This window comes from Streptomyces sp. NPDC024017, assembly GCF_040638895.1.
Taxonomy (GTDB): Bacteria; Actinomycetota; Actinomycetes; order Streptomycetales; family Streptomycetaceae; genus Streptomyces.
On sequence record NZ_JBEZYZ010000001.1, the window covers coordinates 675,013 to 692,857 of the forward strand.

Here is a 17,845-nt window from a genome sequence, read left to right on the forward strand (position 1 = left end):
GGTCACCTCTCCTTCTGCAGTACGGACAGCGCGGCGATGAGTTCGGCCTGGGGCTCGGGGTGGACGTCGAGCGCGTCGAGCGGGGCGAGGCGGCGCTCGCGTTCGGCGTGCAGGACGCGGTCCACGTGCTCGGTGAGCAGCCGCCCGGCCCGGTCGCGCAGCCGCAGTGCGCCATGGGCGCCGATCCGCTCGGCGAGTCCCTCCCCGGCCATCCGGCCCCGGCGGCCGCCCAGCAGGGAGGTGGCGACCAGGGCGGCGACCAGCTCGGGGTCGGGCGCGAGGTTGCGGTCGAGTTCGCGCACCTCGTCCTCGGCGTGCTCCTCGAGCTCCCGCCGCCACCGCCGTACGGCGAGTCCGATGCGGTGCTCGGCGCTGTCCGCGCCTGTTTCGCGTGCGGCGAGCTCCGGGGCGGCCGAGGCCGGTTCGCGCCGCCAGGCGTCGTCGACGCGCTCGTCGGCGGCGGTGACGGCGCACAGCAGCAGCGCACTGAGACTCTCCACGAGCGCGTCGAGGAGTTCACCGGCGGTGCAGTCCAGGGGGAAGGCGCGCCACCGCTTGAGCGCGTCCCCGGCGAGGACCGCCCCGGCCTGCAACCGGCCCCGCACGCGCGTGTGCTCGCTGTCGTACGCCCCTTCGACGGCGGAGGTGAGCCGCAGTGCGGCGGCGTGCTGCGCGGCGGCGGCACCGGCCAGCTCGGGCATCCGGGATTTCAGGGAGTCGAGGACGCCGTACGCCGTGCGGGCGAGGACGTGTTGCCGGGCCGCGGGGTCCTGGGCCTGGTGGATCAGCCAGGTGCGCAACTGGGCGACGGCGGAGGCCGGCAGGAGCCCGCCGCCCCAGGCGGACTCGGGCAGTTCGGGCACGGTGAAGCGCGGCACCTCGCCGAGTCCGGCCTTGGTGAGCAGGGCCCCGTACTGCCGTGACACCTCGTTGACGACCTGGTGGGGGACGCGGTCGAGGACCGTGACGAGGGTGACGTCGTACTCCTTGGCGGTGCGCAGCATGTGCCAGGGGACGGCGTCGGCGTAGCGGGCGGCCGTGGTGACCATGACCCAGATGTCGGCGGCGCAGATGAGTTCGGCGGCCAGGACGCGGTTGTCGGAGACGAGGGAGTCGATGTCGGGCGCGTCGAGGAGGGCGAGGCCGGGCGGGAGGGTCTCGGCGGTCTCGACGCGCAGCACGCGCGCGGGGTTCTCGCCGGGGAGCAGCAGGTCGTCGGTGGAGTCCTGCTGGGGCACCCACACGCGCGTGAGATCGGGCAGCACCCTCATCCCGCTGAACCAGTGGTGGTCCTCCGGATGGCAGACCAGCACGGGGGTGCGTGTCGTCGGCCGCAGCACGCCCGCCTCGCTGACCCGCCGCCCCACGAGGGAGTTCACGAGCGTCGATTTCCCGGCTCCTGTCGACCCGCCCACGACGGCCAGAAGCGGCGCTTCGGGGTCCCGCAAGCGGGGCACCAAGTAGTCGTCGAGCTGCGCGAGGAGTTCGTCGCGGTTGGCACGCGCGCGTGGGGCCCCCGCCAGGGGCAGCGGGAAGCGTGCGGCGGCGACACGGTCGCGCAGGGCGGAGAGTGCGTCGAGCAGCTGAGGCCGTACGTCCAAGGTCACCACATGTGAAGAATGCCCAATTTTAGGGGAATTCTGAAGCATATGAGCATGTCTGCGCGCCGACAGAACACAAGGGATGGAAGGGACGACTGGGACACGGGCGTACTCCAGGCATAACGAGTGCACAACACCCGACGCCTCTGACGCCAAAAGCGGTGCACGATTCGTACCTGCCTGCGATTATCAGGACCGCTTCACCGAACCTCCACATCGAGCCACGGAGGCGAAGCAACAGGGACAAGGACGCGGGAGCCCTATCCTTGTCCCCGGCAACGTCACGGATCGGCCCACACCAGGGCACCACGACAGAGGCCACCACACCCGGCCCCCGTAGCTCAGTGGATAGAGCAGGCGCCTTCTAAGCGCTTGGCCGCAGGTTCGAGTCCTGCCGGGGGCGCCACCTCCTACCAGCAAAAACGCCCCAGAGGGGATCTCCCCTCCAGGGCGTTTCGTGTCTCTGACGGCAACGGCCCCGTCACTCGCCGGACAGCAGGTCTCCCAGCTTGTCCAGAGCGGCCCTCTTCTCCGTCATGTCGGCGTGCGCGTAGATGTTCATCGTCACGTCTAGCGCACTATGCCCGACGAGGTCCCGGACGATGTGCGGCGGGATCCCAAGACCCAGCAGCAGGGTCACACAGGTGTGGCGCAGGTCATGGAAGCGGACGTCCAGGCCGAGCCGCTCGCGGATCGGGTAGAAGTGCCGGTTCAGGTTCCGCGGCTCGATCGGAGTCCCCCGCCGGGTGGTGAAGACCAGGCCGGTTTCCCGCCACTGCTCCCCCGCGGCTTCGCGCTCTTCCGCCTGGCGCTCACGGTGCCGGCGGAGTGCGTCGACACAGGGAGTCTTGATCACCACGTCTTGTTAAAAGGGCCAACCATGACGCTGCCCGCCAGCACGGTCGGCTCCAGCTCATCGAAGGGCCGGAACTCAAGTACCTGATCAAGGAGCACCTTGGCAAGGATGTAATCCCTGGCCCGGTTCCCCCGAAGAGGCGTCCCTCGCGCTGAGGCCGGGCTGCGGCCCCTCAGACCGAGGAGCCGGGCCGTCCCTGGGCCGTCCGCGGTTGCTCAACAGTGGCCAATGACGACCAACGACGACCACCAGGCGCACGAGTTCACCGCCCCTGAGGCGAAAACCCAGTTCTCCAAGATCCCCGACAACACCCAGGGCAAGAAGAAGCCCAGGCCCACCAGTAGCCTTCGAAGCCAGTCGCCACAGGTGAGGGGCAGCAAGTGCCGCAGGGCAGTAACCCGGACTATCAGGTGGGCGACATACTCCGGGTCTCGTGTGCGCCGACCCCGGCCCGGGTTACCGAGCTCTAGGCGACACATGCCTTGTCGGCATTCCAGAGACACTGGTGCGCGTCATCGATGTGGGGCACTACGACCCGCCCATGGACACCGGCCGGCTGCCCCGGCCACACACCTTGCTGATCGTCCTTCCCGTCGGTCGCCCCAATGCCGAAGGGAACAGCGAAGACGAAGGGGACACGATCGAGCTGGACTCCGCTGCGCCTATCGCGATGGAGCGGGTCTCGCAAAGCGAATCCGACTAGACCGCCCTCATGGTTGGCAGCAGGTCGCGAGACCACCGCGTTGGTCTGGCACGTGAAGCCCTGTGCCAGAACCGTGCCAGACCGTGCGGGAACCCCGGGGAGCCAACCGACCGCCCACCAGGCACCGACACTGCTCCGCCGCAGGTCAGCTTCGGAGCAAGCCGCAGCTGACCTCAGCTTCCCAAGCTGAGGGCCGAGCTCTACCGATAGCCTGGTCTCTGTGTCGGTCGATCAGGCGTCAGCGAGCGCCCTTCGGTTGAAGTGGGAGCTCGAGAGCCATGGTTGGGCGACGTGCCACCTGGCCGATGACTCCCACCAGACTTCGCTCATAGGCAGCTACTGCACCGATGCGTTGGCGGATCTTGTGGCAGCCGCCGCCGGGCTGTACGGGCAGCAGCGCACAACCCGGTTCTTCTTCGACGCCGAGCCGCAGGAACTCCGCTGGGTGCTCCGTGCTACAGAGGAAGCGATTAGCGTGACCATCTACAAGTTCCCTGATGTCGCAGTCAGCCCCGACCTACCGGACACCGACGGCACGGTGATCTGGCAGTCGGCACACCCACGTCGGGTGTTCTCCCACGCCGTACTTGACGCCGCCCAGAACGTGCTCATGGAGCACGGCGCTGCCGGCTACCGCACCAAGTGGATACTCCACCCCTTTCCTGTCGGTCTGGTCCAGGACCTCCGCAGGCTGCACCTGCATAACGACGCCTGCAGCCTGTCTCATTGACCTCCCACATCCCAGGCCAGTGAGGTTCCGTGCCTTCCCAGAGCTCGCGGTAACACCCGGCGTGAAGGCACCGTCCGAGCCCCCCTCTGACATGAGCCAGTAGCGGACTCGCCGACATCCACGCCTGACATCAACAACAGCGCACACCCGCGGTTCCCGGCAGTTCACTGCGCCCTCAGGCCCGTTACCACGACGTGCAGTGGAATTCAGTGGACCGAACTCCTAAAGCGGTGCTCTCGACAACGCCGCGTCACCCCGGTCGCTAGGCTCAGCCCATGAACGAGGATTCGCGACGCTTGGCGAACTTCCGAGTCCATCTCGTGCCGGCGGTCCTGGCTCTGGCCAATCCGCCGTGGCAACGAGAGGTGTGGCTCGACCCGTCAACGTTCGAGAACCTGGACCACATCTTCCACACGCTCTTCGACGACTTCTGTGACGCCGATGAACCCGAGCTCTACCTCGGCACGAGTCTCCGAACGGAGGAGGAGGTCGCCCTCATGAGAGAGCTTGGTGCAGCACTCAACGCCGCCGCAGAAGAGGCGCCTAACGACACTGACGCGGATTACCTGCGGGCGGCCGCTTGGCCAGAGGTCGTGACCGTCGCCGGACGACTCGCTCAAGTCATGGTGGGTAACGACCTGGGAGAACTCGCCGCACTGCACGAGCCCGAAGCGGGGATCCAGCCGACCAACCAGGCTTCCAGCGAGGAAGCACACTGAGTGTCTAACTGCGTGACAACCGCGACGCACAGCCGTGAACAACGGTGGACGTCAGCGGACCATCGGTGCAGGTGCCAAGGGTGTCTCTAAGCACGCTGCAGATCCGCCGGGCGGTGTGCTTCTGCTTGCGCGGCGCGGCGAGGTCCTCCCGCAACATCGCGTCGACCCAGCCCTTCGCCGGGTCCAGAACCGACGTCCGCGGCACCGGCTTCTTCCTCTGCGGCGGAAACGCCGAGGTCAACGCCTGGCGTACCGTCCGCCGGTGCACCCCGTACTTCTCCGCCAGAACCCGCTGCGACATCTCCGGATCGAGACGCTTGTCCCTCCGGATCGCTGCGAACAGCTCAGCGCGCGACAAACCCACCCCGGCCTCCCGACATGACCGCGATCAACACACACGGCCTCCGACAAGACCGTGATCGACGCACACACCCTGCCGTCGCCGGGCGGACGGAGCAGCGCATTCACTCCAACGAGGGCACGCCGCAGCACGTGTTCGCCAAGTGATAGCGGCCAGTCGGGATTCCCCACTGGCGGCCAGTTAGCCGGGAGTTATCTGGCCGCCAGTGATCACTCCGCGTGAGCGGGCCCGCGTCGGCTTGCCACGGTGGAGCCCTGGCCTCACCGGGCCGCGATGTGCGCCGCCCCGAACAGGCGCTTGGTCATGCCGAGGCGTTCATACGTGGCGATGGCCGACGCGTTACCGGTGAGCACCATGAGCGCGGCGCGGCCGTGCTGGTTGACGAGGGCATCCACGACGAAGCCGCACACGGCCCGCGCAAGACCGCGTCCGCGGGCGGCGGGGTGGGTGACCACCCCGCCCATGAACCCGCACCCGGCCGCGGACCACGCGTCCGCCGCCACCGCTAGTGGCTTCGCCCCGACGCTGCTGTCCACCTCGCCGACGGCCCCGGCCCAGCGGCGCATGCCCGCGCGTCCCGGCTGCGCGTAGGAGTCAGGGAAGAAGCGGTCGAACAGCGAGGTCGCCTCCTTCTCCTCGCGGGCGTTCAGCCACCGCACGCCTACGGCGGCGGCACCGGATGGGGGCGTGGCCTCCATCCAGAAGAAGTCGTGGACCGGCGCCAGGTTGGGCAGCTGCCGCACCAGCGCATCGATCAAGGCAGCTTCCCCCAAGACTCGGTAGGACGGGCCGATCTCCTCCAGGATCCGCCGCACCAACACGGCCACGTCGGCGACGTCGCCCTTGACCCCAAGCCGGTCCTGTTGAGGGTTCGGGCTCGCCAGCGCCGCGCCGTGGCACCAGGCCCGTACCCCCGGCCCCAGGCCGTCACCGCCTTGTCCCTGGGCGGCCCAGACCGGATGTCCGTCGCCGGCCGCGGCCTGCTCGATATCGCTGAGCCGTGCAAGTTCCTCCATACGCCGTGCTTAACAGGCGTTCTCGGAGGCCCGCTGTGACCCAGCCCTCATCGATCACCGACTGTGATCACGTATCTGGCCGTACCTGGGGAATGTGAAGTGGCCGCCGACAGCAAAGTGGAGCCAGATCAACTTCTTACTCCGCGGAGCCACTTCAACCCCGTGCACTGGAGCCCAAACAAGTGCTTACAAACACAAGGGCACCGCCCCAAGGACAGCGACCGTTCCAATCAACCGATAGACGAAGGTCTGTGGAGGACGCAGGGTCGATCCAGGACCCAGCAATTGACGGCAGACGGCAGACGGCAGACGACAGCGACACTCAGCGGCTCGGAACGGTGGCGGGACAAGGCGGTCTGACCGGCCTACCACGCCCTGCCCGCCTCTTCTAAGCGCTTGGCGGCAGGTTCGAGTCCTGCCAGGGGCGCAAGTCTCCGCCCTCCCTTCCGGGAGGGCTTTTTGCTGGTCAGGGCACATGCCAGTCGACACGGCGAGGCCCCTGACGCCCTCTTGGTGATCAAGGGTGGGCTCCGGGGCTGTCCGCTGTTACCGGGTTTTGCGGGTGGCCGTGTCGAATACGGCAGCTCCGAGCCCGCCTCTTCAGGTCGGGCAGCCGGCCCTCGACGCAGCGGGCGTAAGTCGCCAGGAGCACGGCAACGCTGTTTCCGCCCACTCGGCCACCTGGCGGGAGGGATCCCGTCGTTCAGCCACTCCCTCAGGCGCGTGTTCCGGTTGTCGTAGACGCGCCGTCCGGTGAGCGACTCGAAGACGTGCGGGGGCAGTACGGCCTTACGGGCGCTGCGCCACGCTCGACGGATGACGGATGACGGATGACGGACCCGGCGAGGATGCCGCCGGACTCACTTTGGAACATGAGCGGCATCGCCGTGACGCGCTCGCCCGCGTCCAGCGCCGACTCCGGAACTCCAGCGCGGAACAAGCCCTGGTCTCCAACCCGCCGTTGTGGCGGGTCGGTCCCTGTGTCGTTGGGTTCAGTCCTCGTCGGGGCGGGGCTGGGGCGGGCCGAAGGGTTCGATCTTCGGGTTCGCGTACGGCCCCTGGGCACCGGGCGTGCCGTGGACGCGCTCGGCGACCGCCTCGGTGACGAGCAGGGCGTAGGTGCCGTTGTGCAGGTCGACGAGGCCGTAGTCGGCATCGACCGCCTCGCGGCCGATGCCGAGCTGACGCAGGGCGTCCTCGAGCGTGGCTCCCGACGGGAGCGTGACCGTGATGAGGCTGGCTGGCTTGTCGGGAGCCATCGGTCTCTCCTCCGGTGCGATGCGGCTACCTGCGGGTGCCGTGCCCGTTCTTGCTGCGGCGGCGAAGCGCATCCATGATCGCCGGTACGTTGATGATGCCGAACCCGTAGTCGTGGTCGAAGCCTGCGGCGCCGCGGTCGTCGGCCGTCCGCTGCAGCAGGGTGCGAAGCTCGGCCGGCTTGATGACGTTGGCCGACCACTGCGTGCGTACGGCGGCGACCACGCCCGCGGCCACCGGACAGGCGGCCGAGGTCCCGGAGTCCGGTTCGCCCGCCCCGAAGGCGTGTGAGCCCTCGAAGTGGGTGTACGCGCAGATGTCCGGCTTGTTGGAATCGAGCCGGCCGGGGCCCTGCGAGGAGTAGCCGACCCGGTTGCCCCGCGTGTCGACACCACCGATGGACAGCGCGCGCGGGTGCGAGTTGGCGCCGACGATGGGCCGGTCGGGGAACTCGCAGCGGCCGTCAGGGCAGTCCAGGCCGCAGTTGCCCGCCGCGAACAGGACGTCGGCGCCCGCGCTCTCCAGTGCGGTCACCATCAGGTTGAAGGGGTGGCCGGGATTGTCCGAGTAGTTCCCGGGGTGGCTGGGCGGGAAGTCCCACCGGGGCGAGAAGGAACCCCAGCTGTTGCTGACGACCAGGGCCCGCTTGTCGTCGGGCATCGTCTCCAGCACGCTCCACAGGTGGGAGTAGGCCGCCACGGCGTCCGAGAGCAGCCCGCTCATGACCGTCGGGCCTTGCTGTTCCGAGAGCAGGACCGGGATGTCGATCAGCGTCGCCTTCGGTGCGGCGATGAGGGCGTCGAAGGCGCACATGGTGCCGTGGTCGACCGGGAACTTGCCCGGCCTGCCGGTCACCCCGGGCGGATTCCAGCTCCGTGCCGCGTCGACCGTGACAGGACGGTCCAGTTCGTTGCTCAGGTGCTGGGTGTTGATGCCGGTGTCGGTGATCGCCAGCGCGATACCGCTGCCGTCCAGGTCGTCCGCGCCGAGCTCGGCGAGGAGGTTCTTCACGTCCTGCCAGTTGCCGACCGGTCCGTCCCCGGGACACGTGGGCGACGTCTGGATGACCGGGTCGGCGGAGATGCCGACGATCTGCGGGCGGCTGAGGGCCAGCATGGAGAGCCGGCTGGCGGTGTCGTAGTCGTGGATCTCGCCACGGACCAGGACGGTGGCGTCTTCCGGCCGCATGGAGAACCGGAGCGGCTGGGTCAGGGACAGCGGGTCCCCTTCGGCCGTGGACGGCACCGGCCTGGGCAGCGCCACTGGTGTGAACGACTGGTCCAGCTCGACGCCGGGCATCGATCCGGCGACATCCTGAGTGGTCACGGTGAGCTGGGGGTTGGCGACGGCCTCAACGACGTCGCGTTCGGGCTTCATCTGGATGAGGACACGCATGGTTCTCCTTGATGTGGGACGGAATCCAGCGCACGCGAGCGGCGTTTCGTCCACGGCGGTTCGTGGAGGGTGCGGCTGGGTGGGGAGCCGTTGAGAGGCGATGGGTGGCCTCGCTGCGACCTGCCATCGACCGGCGGATCGGCCTAGGCCGAGCGCGCGGTGGGCAGATGCGGATCAGGCGCCGTTACCCATACTCACCGGGCAAATGCCGCACCGCACCTTGATGCCCCCGGATGGCCTACAGGCGGCCCGTCCCCCGCCCTTCAACTACTGACCAGCACACCCTCTCCTCAGCACACCACCCCGTTCCGCGACCCGCTGGGTCGTCGGGGGACAGCGGCAGGCTTCCCGCACCGCCGCCCAGGCGCGATCATGACCCCTGGATCCGAGACACGGGCCGGGAAAGGGGCACGACGTGCGGCTGCGCTGCGCTGTACTGGACGACTTTCAGCAGGTGGCGACCGTGGTCGCCGACTGGTCGGTGGTCGCGGACGACGTGGAGGTCGTGGCCTTCGACCGGCACATCGAAGGCGAGGACGATCTGGCCGCGGCCCTGGCCGGGTTCGACATCGTGGTGACCCTGCGCGAACGCGTGCCGTTCCCCGGGTCGCTGATCGCCCGGCTGCCCCGGCTGAAACTGATCGTCGCCTCCGGCATGCGGAACTCCGTGATCGACTACGCGGCCGCCGAGGCGCACGGCGTCACGGTGTGCGGCACGGCCAGTTCCTCCACCCCGCCCGTGGAACTGACCTGGGCACTGCTGCTCGGCCTCGCCCGCGGCATCGTCGAGGAGAGCAACGCCCTGCGCTCCGGCGGCCCCTGGCAGAGCACGGTCGGTGCCGATCTGCACGGCCGGCGTCTCGGGTTGCTCGGTCTGGGGAAGATCGGCAGCCGTGTGGCCCAGGTCGGGCTCGCCTTCGGCATGCGCGTGAGCGCCTGGAGTCAGAACCTCACCCGGGAGCGCGCCGACGAGGTCGGTGCCGAACTCGCCGGTTCCAAGGAAGAGCTGCTCGCGAGCAGCGACTTCGTGTCCGTCCATCTCGCCCTCGGCGACCGCACCCGCGGCCTGCTCGGCCCGGCCGAACTCGCCCTCCTCAAGCCGACCGCCTATCTGATCAACACCTCACGCGCGGCGATCATCGACCAGGACGCCCTCCTCGACGCTCTGCACGCGGGCCGTATCGCCGGCGCCGGCGTGGACGTCTTCGACAGCGAGCCCCTCCCCGCGGACCACCCGATGCGAACGGCACCCCGCCTCCTCGCCACCCCGCACCTCGGCTACGTCTCCCGCGCCAACTACGCGACCTACTACGGGCACGCCGTCGAGGACATCCGGGCGTTCCTCGACGGCGCACCCATACGACGGCTCCCCTGAGATCCCTGAAGACCCCTGACGGCCCCCGGCCTACCCCGGACGACCCGCGACCCGGACGACCCGCGACCCCGGACGACCCATATGGCGTGCACGCTTGTCCAAGATGGGTGATCCGGCCATGATCGCCGTGACCACCCGTGTACGGGCGCGTTGAACGGGAAGCACGGCGGCGCCACCTGCCGCCGTGCTCACCGAGTCAGAAGGAGAACGTGATGTCTCGCATCGCGAAGGCAGCCGGTGTCGCACTCGGCACGGGTGCCGTGGTCCTCAGCGGGGCCGGTCTGGCCCTGGCCGACGCGGGTGCCCAGGGCAAGGCCGTCGGGTCTCCGGGCGTCCTCTCGGGCAACGTCGTCCAGGTCCCGGTCCACATCCCGGTCAACCTGTGCGGCAACACCGTCAACGTGGTCGGTCTGCTCAACCCGGCATTCGGCAACGAGTGCGAGAACAAGGACGACGACAAGGGCCACTCGGGTGGCCACGGGTACGGCCACTGACCCGTCCGCACACCCTGTGCACCCAGAGAGCCCCGGCACCTCGAGCGCCGGGGCTCTCCTCGTGTTCCCGGAGCGTCACGCGTACCGGTAGAACCGCCCGTGATCCTCCAGCTGATCGGGCGTCACGTCCCACGGCGGCAGCTTCTGGTGCCGGGCCACGACCCGCCGGTACTGCGCACTGCCCGGGCCGGGCGGCTTCGCCGGCAGATAGCGGTGCTCGCGGTGCCGCCGCTGCCAGCGGGACCACACCAGGTCGACGAAGGCGTGGTGCATCCAGAACACCGGGTCGTTGACGGAGGCGCCGCCGACCATGGCCCCGCCGACCCAGCGGTGCACCCGGTTGTGGTTCTGCCAGGAGGCGCTGCCGCGGCCCCTCCCCCACCCCTCCAGCTTGTTGCGGAATCCCCTGCCGGCCGTCGAGTCCCAGGGGGAGGCGTCGTAGACCGGGTCCTTCAGGGCCCGTTCCAGTTCGGCCTTGGTGGGCAGCTGGATCGGGTCGCGGGAGCGGCCCAGGTCCCGGGTGAGGAACTCCTCGTCGGTCACGCCCTCCTTGATGGTCCAGTTGCCCTCCGCGTAGGCGAACGGCCCGGTCATGACCTGGCGGTCGGAGCGCCGCCCGGTGCCGCCGAGGAGGTCGGCGGTCCAGGGCGCGGACGTGGTCGTGCGGTCGCGTGTCCAGTCCCAGTAGGGCACCGACACCGACGCGTCGACCCGCCGCAGCGCCTTCTCCAGGTCCAGCAGGAACTGCCGGTGCCAGGGCAGGAAGGAGGGCGCCATGTGGGCCGTGCGCAGGCCGTCCTCGCCGTCGGAGGTGTAGTACTCGATGTGCGTCCGGACGAACTCGTCGTATTCGCCGCGCCGTTTCACCTCCAGCATCGCCTTCACGAACCGGCGCTTCTCGGTGCGGGTGAGGGTGCTGACGTCCTTACGCGTGTACGCCATGGTCTCCCCCCTCCAGGTGTCCCGGGCCGTGGCCGGGCAGGTCGCGCAGGCGCTGCCCCGGGCCCAGTTCGTCGACGGCCGCGCGGGTCGCCGCCAGGGGGGTGGGGTAGGAGCCGTAGTGGTCGACCATGCTCAGCCAGCTGCCGTCCGCGCGGCGCATCAGGTGCAGCGGCCGGCCGTCGACGGTGACGTGCCAGTCCACGTCACCGACCTCCTGCTCCGGGGACGGGAGCGGGACACCGCGGATGCGGCGGCCCCGGTAGATCTCCTCGAACATGCCGTCGTCGGCCCGCACGTCCGTGTTCTTTCCGTCGGATTCTCCGGGCCAGGAGGCCACGACGACGGGTGTGAGCGCGGCGCCCGCCGCCGCGGCCATCAGGCCGCGCAGCACTCCCCGCCGACTGCCTCTGGCGCCCCCGTCGTCCGCCGCTCCCACCGGTACTCCGCCGACTCCTACGACCATGTCGTGCTCCTCGTTCCGCTCGGGTTGTCGTAGCGGTAACAGCGCAAAGGCCCCCGCGGTCACCACCGCGAGGGCCACACGAGAACACCCGGCAGGGCCTGACGTCCTACAGACCGGGGCCGATGCCCAGGTCCGCCGTCGGCACCGTCTGCACCAGCGGGGCCAGCACGCCCACCTGCGGGAGCTTGGCCTGGGGCATGCCGAAGCCGTTCTCGTCGGGCGAGGTGAGCGGGGCGTCGACGGAGACGCCCGGGGCCAGCGTCCGCAGGTCGGAGGCGGGGGCGTCGACGCCGACGTGGTCGAAGCCGGCGCCGAGGATGTGCGGCAGGGGCGCGCGCAGGTCCGCGCCGGGCAGCCCCCCGTGGACGGGCAGTTGCGGGACGGCGCGCTCGGGGATGAGCCGGCCCTCGACGTAGCGCGGCCCCTCGGGCGAGCCCGGCAGCGGCACGGGGAGTTCCCCGGTGGCCTCGGGCAGTTCCACGTTGAGTGCCCTCTCGGCGCCGCCCAGCGGCACGGGGACGGGGACCGTGCCGACCGCGGCGGCGGGGGTCGCGGTGGCGGCGCCGGCCGCGGCCGCCACACACGTGATCACTGCGGCGAGGGTTCCTCGGGTGGTCGACTTCATCTGGGGTACGGTCCCTTTCACGTGTCGGGGGCTCAGCGTGCGTACCGAGTAACGAGCCGGGGAACCGCACCAGCGCAAGATTCCCCCGACTGCCGCAGTAATACGACGGACCGGCCCCGCCTTCCGACAGGTGTCCGTCAGCTCGTCCAGAAGTCCCACCAGCGCGTCAGGACGAGCATGCCGACGACGCCGAGGTGCACCACCGGCAGCACCCACGTGAACTCGTCGAGGAACCGGCGCACCGCCCCGGGCGCGGGCAGGAACTGCCGGCGCACGGCGAACGACGTCACGTACCAGAAGAGGGGGATGGTCGCGGCCCACGCCAGACAGCACCACAGGCACAGCGCGTTGATCCGGTACAGCGACTCGAACTGCAGCCACGTCACGAACCCGACGCCGAACAGGCAGCCGGCGTCGAAACCCAGCCAGTACCAGCGGGGGAAGCGGGCACCGGCCAGCAGGCTCAGGCCGACGCAGATCACGACGCCGTAGGCGACCAGTCCCAGCATCGGGTTGGGGAACCCGAAGACCTCGGCCTGGTCGCTCTCCATGACGCTGCCGCAGGACACCACCGGGTTCAGGCTGCAGCCGGGCGTGAAGTCCGGGTCCTCGAGCAACTTGAACTTGTCGAGGGTGATGATCCAGGACGCCAGCAGCCCGGCCGCTCCGGTGACGACGAGCAGCAGGGCGAACGCCCGGCCGGCGCCCGCCGTGCTCGCCCGGGCGTGCGCGGGTGGGGTCACTTCGGCAGCGGAAGACCGCCGAGGAGCCCGCCGTTCGAGTTCAGCCGGGTGGTCGCCTGCTTGACGGTGCTGAGCACGGAGTCCTCGTTCTCGGTGTCGAGCGCGTTGGACTGGTGCTTGAGCGGCATCGGGTCGATGGGCTCCCTGGTGAGCGCGTTGACGGCGCCGTTGAGGCTGGTGGGGGTCACGTCGGCGGGGTCGTAGGCGGCGTGCGCGGGTGCGGCGGCACCGGCGACGACGAGGGAGCCGGCAACGACTGCGGCGGCCTTCAGGGATTTCATCGTGAATCCTTTCTTCGGCGACTGATGTCACCGGCGGGGAATTCGGACGCCGTGCCTAACGATGCCTGTGCGGAGCGGAAACCCCGTTGCCGGAACCTCATATGAGTCGCTGAAACAGAAGTCGTGCCGGTCCAGGGGGCCGGCACGACGACTGGGTGAGTGAGGGGGCGTCTCAGGGGGCCTTCGGCAGTGAGGGGAGGCCGGCCAGGTCGGGGGCGGGCAGTTCGCTGCCGACCAGCGTCGCGGCGACGGTGTTCACGAGCCCTGCGACGACGGCGTCGACGGCCGGGGTGACCTTGGCGGCGTCGCCGGAGGTGACGGCCTTGAGCAGCCCGTCGGTCGCCTGCTCCAGGGCCGTCAGTGCCTCGGCCGTGAGGCCCTCGGGCAGCTCGGCCCGGTCGTCGACGGGTGCGGGCAGCGTGCTGGCCTGCGGCAGCGGGCTGCTCGGGGCGGCGGTGTCCGGCGCGGTCGCCGGTGAGGGGGCGGCCGGAGCCGTCGCGGTGGCCTGGTCGATCGCGTCCTGCACTCCGGTGCCCAGCTTGGCCGCCTGCGAGGGCGGCAGCTGACCGCCGTCCGCCTTGAGCACGGCGGTCAGCAGATCGGCGACCGGGACGATGACGCCGCCGAGGTCGCCCAGGCTCTTGACCTGGCCGAGCAGTGCGTCCGCGTCGGGGACGGGGGCCCGGGACGCCGCGTGGGGGTGCGCCGGGGCCGATGCGCTGTCGGCGGCCACGGCCGCGGGCCCGGTGGCCCCGAGCAGCAGCGTGGCGCAGAGCGCGGACGTCGCGATTCGCCGTGCGGGCAGACGCATGGGGGGTTCCTTTCGGTGCGTCGGATCTTGTGCCCACCGTGCGAGCGGCCGGAACGCTCCGCAACCGAGCGAACGCCCCAGGTCAGCACCGCGTCCCCGGCCCCGCGGCGTCCCCCCTGGTGAGGCGGCGTGCGGGTGCCCCGTCCGCCGGGCCGCTCACCCGCCCCCGTTCGGAGCAACGCGAACCGGCCGCCCTCCCGCGTGGTCCCGCAGGAGAACGGCCGGTCAGGGTTTCGAGGCGACGTCAGTCGTTCTCGCACTCGTTGCCGAACGCCGGGTTCAGCAGGCCGATGATGTCGACCGTGTTGCCGCAGACGTTGACCGGGATGTGCAGCGGAACCTGGACGACGTTGCCGGACAGCACGCCCGGGGAGTGGGCGGCGGCGGCCTGCGCGCCGCTGTCGGCGGCGGCGATGCCGGTGCTGCCCGCGACAGCGGCAGCGGCAGCGGAGGTCAGGACCAGGCCCTTCGCGATACGCGACATGGAGAGGTGCTCCTTGGGGTTGACACAAACATCCGGGCGGATGCCCGGCGCTGTGTCAACGCGTGGCGTGCACGCGAGTTGTGCCGCCAAAGGAGTGATCTCGCCGGCAGGGCTGCCTTCACCGTTCCGACACACACGCCCGGTTTCAAGGGAAAAGTGCGGATGGCAACTAGAGTCACAAACCTCTCAACGCACCCCTACTGCAAGCAAATCGCACTCAGGGACGAGGGAGGACACCACAGTCCGCGAAGCCCTCCGGTGCGGTGGTGACCAGGTGGCCGTCCGGCTCGTTGCCCAGCGGGACGCGGCGTGCGCCGGCGTGCTCTTCGGCGCTGTCGGCACCCGGCAGTGAGGCGCGTTCCCGCCGTCCCGAGCGCCATCCGTGAGCGAGGAAAACCGCGCATGCACCTGTCACCGACCGACCCTCCGCCACGGGTCCTCCACGTCACCCAACCCGTGGACGGCGGGGTCGCCCGCGTCGTGACGGACCTGGCCGGGGCGCAGCTCGCGGCGGGTCTGCACGTCACGGTCGCCTGCCCCGACAGCCCCTTCGCGGCCCGGCTCGCGGCGCTCGGCGCGGACGTACGGCACTGGGCGGCGACGCGTGCGCCGGGGCCGTCACTCGCGGGCGAGGCGCGACGGCTCGCCCGTGTCGTGGAGGACGTGGAACCGTCCCTGGTGCACGCGCACAGCGCGAAGGCCGGGCTGGCCGGACGGCTCGCCGTGCGGGGGCGGATCCCGACCGTGTTCCAGCCGCACGCCTGGTCGTTCGAGGCGGTGGACGGCGTCACCGCGGCCCTCGCGCGCGGCTGGGAGCAGTGGGCGGCCCGGTGGGCGGCGCGGGTGGTGTGCGTGAGCGAGGCGGAGCGCCGGCTCGGGGCGGAGGCCGGGGTCCGGGGGCGGTGGAGCGTCATTCCCAACGGGATCGACGTCGAGCGCTTCCGTCCGGCCGACGCGGACGCCGTACGGGCGGAGCTGCTGCCGGACGGTGATCCGCGCGGGCCGCTCGTGGTGTGCGTGGGGCGGCTGTGCCGGCAGAAGGGGCAGGACGTCCTGCTGACGGCGTGGGAGTCGGTGCTGCGGCGGGTGCCCGGGGCGCGGCTGGTCCTGGTCGGCGACGGGCCGGACCACGGCAGGCTGCGGGCCTTGGCCCCCGGCTCCGTGCTGTTCGCGGGGGACGTCGCCGATGTCGTGCCCTGGTACCAGGCGGCCGATCTGGTCGTCCTGCCGTCGCGGTGGGAGGGCATGGCGCTGGCTCCCCTGGAAGCCATGGCGTGCGGGCGGCCGGTGGTGGTGACGGACGTCGGCGGGGCCCGGGAGAGCCTGCCGCCGGCCCTCGTGCCGCACTGCCTGGTCCCTGCCCTGGCCCCGGCGGCACTGGCCGCGGCCGTCGCCGGGCTGCTGCTCGACCCGCCGCTGCGCACCGCGCTCGGCGACCAGGGACGCCGGCACGTCCTGTCCACCCACGACGTGCGCCGCACGGCTCAGGCGGTCGCGGACGTGTACCGCGAACTCCTGGACGCGCACGCCGTGTCCACCGAGCGCAGGGAGTCTGTCGCCTCGTGACCGCGGAAAGCACCGTTCCCACTCCCGCCGGGCAGCCGCGGGATCCCGGATACCCGCCCGTGTCGGTCCTGCCGCCGCGCGGCACCACAGCCGGCTTCCGCTTCCCCGACCGGCGGCCGCCCGCCCGGCCCGTGTCGCCGCTGCCGCTGCTCGCCGCGGACGGCACCGCCGCCGTGCTGGGCGGACTGGCGCTGTCCGGAGCCCAGCGCCACCCGCTGCTGCTGGCGGTGCTGGTGGCCGCCTCGCTGCTGCTGCGCCCGCCCCGGCCCGGGCGCGTGCCGGCCGTGCTGGACGAACTGCCCGCCGTGAGCGGCCGGATCGCGGTGGCCTGGCTGACGCTCGCGGCGTTCGTGGCGGCCTGCACACCGCAGCACGTGCTCTCCGCTTCGACCCTGCTGGCCGGTTTCCTGCTCCAGACCGCGGCGAGCTGCGCCGGGCGCGGTGCGGTGCACGCGTGCCGGCGCGGCGAACTGCTGCACCGCCCGCAGGCCGCGCTCGTGGTCGGGCCCGCCGCGACCGCGCAGCGGGTGGCCGCGGCCGTACTGCGTCATCCGCGGGACGGGGTGCGGCCGGTGGGCGTCGTCACCGACGAGCCGGACGGCAGCGCGGGGCTGCCCGTGCTGACCACGGGCGAGGAGGTCCAGCGGGCGCTCATCCAGAACGGGGTGCGCGAGGTACTGGCCGTGCACCCCTCCGTGCGGGCCGGGCAGGGACCGCTGCTGCGGGCGCTCGCCGAGTCGGGCTGCACGGTGTGGGAGGTCGACCCGGACGTGCCGTCGTACCGGACGGGGGAGCGGCTCGCCGGGTTCTCCTGCCGTCGCCTGGACCTCGGGACGGGGCGGCGCGGCAGGACCGGCAAGCGGGCCCTGGACGTCGTGGTCTCAGGGGCGCTGCTCCTCCTGGTCAGCCCGCTGCTGCTGCTGTGCGCGGTGGTGCTGCGGATGAGCGGCGGGCCGGGGGTCGTCTTCCGGCAGGAGCGGATCGGCAAGGACGGGCGGCCCTTCACGCTGCTGAAGTTCCGCACCCACCGCCCGGTCGACGCGCACGAGTCGGCGACCCGCTGGAGCGTGGCGAACGAACGCCAGATGCCGTGGTTCTGCCGCTTCCTGCGCCGCACCTCCCTGGACGAGCTGCTCCAGTTGTGGAACGTCCTGCGCGGCGACATGAGCCTGGTCGGGCCGCGGCCGGAACGCCCGTACTTCGTCGCGAAGTTCGGCCAGACCCACCCGGGCTACGCCGCCCGCCACCGGGTCCGCACCGGCATCACCGGACTCGCCCAGGTGCACGGGCTGCGCGGGGACACCTCGATCGAGGACCGGGCCCGGTTCGACAACGCGTACATCGACGACTGGTCGCTGTGGCAGGACATCTGCATCCTGCTGCGTACGGCGGCCGCGCTCGTGCGTCCGACGGGGAGCTGAGC

General features: G+C 70.9%; 20 protein-coding genes and 1 tRNA gene. 8 read left to right on the forward strand and 13 right to left on the reverse strand.

Annotated elements, in window-relative coordinates; genetic code table 11:
• Positions 1 to 2 precede the first annotated feature (2 nt).
• A complete protein-coding gene (locus tag AB0G20_RS03070; protein WP_361294877.1) occupies positions 3 to 1,610 on the reverse strand; it encodes a dynamin family protein in 1,608 nt (535 codons plus the stop codon).
• Between the two features lie 321 nt (positions 1,611 to 1,931).
• Here AB0G20_RS03070 and AB0G20_RS03075 point away from each other — a divergent pair.
• A tRNA-Arg gene (locus AB0G20_RS03075) sits at positions 1,932 to 2,007 on the forward strand.
• Positions 2,008 to 2,082: 75 nt separating this feature from the next.
• Here the strand turns inward: AB0G20_RS03075 and AB0G20_RS03080 are convergent.
• Positions 2,083 to 2,457 (reverse strand): tyrosine-type recombinase/integrase, encoded by a 375-nt coding sequence (locus AB0G20_RS03080; RefSeq protein WP_361294880.1) that lies wholly within the window; start codon positions 2,455 to 2,457, stop codon positions 2,083 to 2,085.
• 505 nt (positions 2,458 to 2,962) lie between these two features.
• Here AB0G20_RS03080 and AB0G20_RS03085 point away from each other — a divergent pair.
• From AB0G20_RS03085 to AB0G20_RS03095, 3 genes are all read left to right on the forward strand, one after another.
• Positions 2,963 to 3,160, forward strand: coding sequence for a hypothetical protein (locus tag AB0G20_RS03085; protein ID WP_361294883.1), 198 nt, complete (start codon positions 2,963 to 2,965; stop codon positions 3,158 to 3,160).
• A 220-nt stretch (positions 3,161 to 3,380) separates the two neighbouring features.
• Positions 3,381 to 3,890 carry a hypothetical protein gene (locus AB0G20_RS03090; RefSeq protein WP_361294886.1) on the forward strand — a complete coding sequence of 170 codons (510 nt, stop codon included), beginning with the start codon at positions 3,381 to 3,383 and terminating at the stop codon, positions 3,888 to 3,890.
• A gap of 275 nt (positions 3,891 to 4,165) precedes the next feature.
• Positions 4,166 to 4,609, forward strand: coding sequence for a hypothetical protein (locus tag AB0G20_RS03095; protein WP_361294889.1), 444 nt, complete (start codon positions 4,166 to 4,168; stop codon positions 4,607 to 4,609).
• Positions 4,610 to 4,613: 4 nt separating this feature from the next.
• Here the strand turns inward: AB0G20_RS03095 and AB0G20_RS03100 are convergent, their stop codons facing one another.
• The 4 genes from AB0G20_RS03100 to AB0G20_RS03115 all read right to left on the reverse strand — a co-directional run bounded on the left by AB0G20_RS03100 (position 4,614) and on the right by AB0G20_RS03115 (position 8,638).
• A complete protein-coding gene (locus AB0G20_RS03100; RefSeq protein ID WP_361294892.1) occupies positions 4,614 to 4,973 on the reverse strand; it encodes a hypothetical protein in 360 nt (119 codons plus the stop codon).
• A 257-nt stretch (positions 4,974 to 5,230) separates the two neighbouring features.
• Positions 5,231 to 5,986, reverse strand: coding sequence for a GNAT family N-acetyltransferase (locus AB0G20_RS03105; protein WP_361294895.1), 756 nt, complete (start codon positions 5,984 to 5,986; stop codon positions 5,231 to 5,233).
• A 992-nt stretch (positions 5,987 to 6,978) separates the two neighbouring features.
• The gene (locus AB0G20_RS03110) at positions 6,979 to 7,245 is read right to left on the reverse strand and encodes a hypothetical protein (protein WP_361294898.1); all 267 of its coding nucleotides are present in this window, start codon (positions 7,243 to 7,245) and stop codon (positions 6,979 to 6,981) included.
• Positions 7,246 to 7,270: 25 nt separating this feature from the next.
• Positions 7,271 to 8,638: a S8 family serine peptidase gene (locus AB0G20_RS03115; RefSeq protein WP_361294901.1), complete on the reverse strand. Its 1,368-nt coding sequence runs from the start codon at positions 8,636 to 8,638 to the stop codon at positions 7,271 to 7,273.
• 415 nt (positions 8,639 to 9,053) lie between these two features.
• Here AB0G20_RS03115 and AB0G20_RS03120 point away from each other — a divergent pair, with 415 nt between their 5' ends.
• Positions 9,054 to 10,013 (forward strand): D-2-hydroxyacid dehydrogenase family protein, encoded by a 960-nt coding sequence (locus AB0G20_RS03120; RefSeq protein WP_361294904.1) that lies wholly within the window; start codon positions 9,054 to 9,056, stop codon positions 10,011 to 10,013.
• Between the two features lie 212 nt (positions 10,014 to 10,225).
• The gene (locus tag AB0G20_RS03125; protein WP_361294907.1) at positions 10,226 to 10,507 is read left to right on the forward strand and encodes a chaplin; all 282 of its coding nucleotides are present in this window, start codon (positions 10,226 to 10,228) and stop codon (positions 10,505 to 10,507) included.
• Positions 10,508 to 10,582: 75 nt separating this feature from the next.
• On the opposite strand, the gene AB0G20_RS03130 is transcribed toward AB0G20_RS03125, so the two are convergent.
• The 7 genes from AB0G20_RS03130 to chpG form a co-directional block, all read right to left on the reverse strand.
• A complete protein-coding gene (locus AB0G20_RS03130) occupies positions 10,583 to 11,449 on the reverse strand; it encodes a tyrosinase family protein (RefSeq protein ID WP_361294910.1) in 867 nt (288 codons plus the stop codon).
• Positions 11,433 to 11,912 carry a tyrosinase family oxidase copper chaperone gene (locus tag AB0G20_RS03135; protein ID WP_361294913.1) on the reverse strand — a complete coding sequence of 160 codons (480 nt, stop codon included), beginning with the start codon at positions 11,910 to 11,912 and terminating at the stop codon, positions 11,433 to 11,435. The genes AB0G20_RS03130 and AB0G20_RS03135 overlap by 17 nt, the downstream gene beginning before the upstream one ends.
• 106 nt (positions 11,913 to 12,018) lie before the next feature.
• Positions 12,019 to 12,537, reverse strand: coding sequence for a hypothetical protein (locus AB0G20_RS03140; RefSeq protein ID WP_361294916.1), 519 nt, complete (start codon positions 12,535 to 12,537; stop codon positions 12,019 to 12,021).
• Between the two features lie 137 nt (positions 12,538 to 12,674).
• On the reverse strand, positions 12,675 to 13,280 hold the full coding sequence (locus tag AB0G20_RS03145; protein WP_361294919.1) for a vitamin K epoxide reductase family protein: 606 nt from the start codon (positions 13,278 to 13,280) through the stop codon (positions 12,675 to 12,677).
• A complete protein-coding gene (locus AB0G20_RS03150; protein ID WP_361294922.1) occupies positions 13,277 to 13,561 on the reverse strand; it encodes a hypothetical protein in 285 nt (94 codons plus the stop codon). Before AB0G20_RS03150 ends, AB0G20_RS03145 begins: the two co-directional genes overlap by 4 nt.
• A gap of 172 nt (positions 13,562 to 13,733) precedes the next feature.
• Positions 13,734 to 14,372, reverse strand: coding sequence for a hypothetical protein (locus AB0G20_RS03155; RefSeq protein ID WP_361294925.1), 639 nt, complete (start codon positions 14,370 to 14,372; stop codon positions 13,734 to 13,736).
• A gap of 244 nt (positions 14,373 to 14,616) precedes the next feature.
• On the reverse strand, positions 14,617 to 14,856 hold the full coding sequence (chpG, locus tag AB0G20_RS03160; RefSeq protein WP_030838293.1) for a chaplin ChpG: 240 nt from the start codon (positions 14,854 to 14,856) through the stop codon (positions 14,617 to 14,619).
• 402 nt (positions 14,857 to 15,258) lie between these two features.
• Between chpG and AB0G20_RS03165 the strand changes: the two genes are divergently transcribed.
• Entirely contained in the window at positions 15,259 to 16,422 is a 1,164-nt protein-coding gene (locus AB0G20_RS03165; RefSeq protein WP_361294928.1) for a glycosyltransferase family 4 protein, read from the forward strand.
• The gene (locus AB0G20_RS03170; protein WP_361294931.1) at positions 16,419 to 17,843 is read left to right on the forward strand and encodes an exopolysaccharide biosynthesis polyprenyl glycosylphosphotransferase; all 1,425 of its coding nucleotides are present in this window, start codon (positions 16,419 to 16,421) and stop codon (positions 17,841 to 17,843) included. The genes AB0G20_RS03165 and AB0G20_RS03170 overlap by 4 nt, the downstream gene beginning before the upstream one ends.
• Positions 17,844 to 17,845: the final 2 nt, after the last annotated feature.